The organism is Drancourtella massiliensis, assembly GCF_016900655.1.
GTDB classification, from domain to species: domain Bacteria; phylum Bacillota; class Clostridia; order Lachnospirales; family Lachnospiraceae; genus Sellimonas; species Sellimonas catena.
The window spans coordinates 1-270 of record NZ_JACJKH010000130.1 but is presented as its reverse complement, the minus strand read 5'-3'; the positions used below and the strand labels follow the sequence as shown (position 1 = coordinate 270).

The 270-nt window shown below is 51.1% G+C and carries 1 rRNA gene; it reads right to left on the bottom strand.

Features of this window, described 5'->3' with window-relative positions:
* Nucleotides 1-270, bottom strand: a 23S ribosomal RNA gene (locus H6A32_RS16050); the annotation flags it as partial.

Below are 270 nucleotides of genomic sequence, written 5' to 3'. Positions count from 1 at the left end.
TCATCCCCACCCTTTTCAACGGATGTGGGTTCGGTCCTCCATTGCCTTTTACGGCAACTTCAACCTGGACATGGATAGATCACCCGGTTTCGGGTCTACTCTGACAGACTATGATCGCCCTCTTAAGACTTGGTTTCCCTTCGGCTCCGGACCTTGAGTCCTTAACCTCGCCTGCCAGCGTAACTCGCCGGACCGTTCTACAAAAAGTACGCGGTTGAACATTTCTCGTTCTTCCACAGCTTGTAAACACAGGGTTTCAGGTTCTCTTTC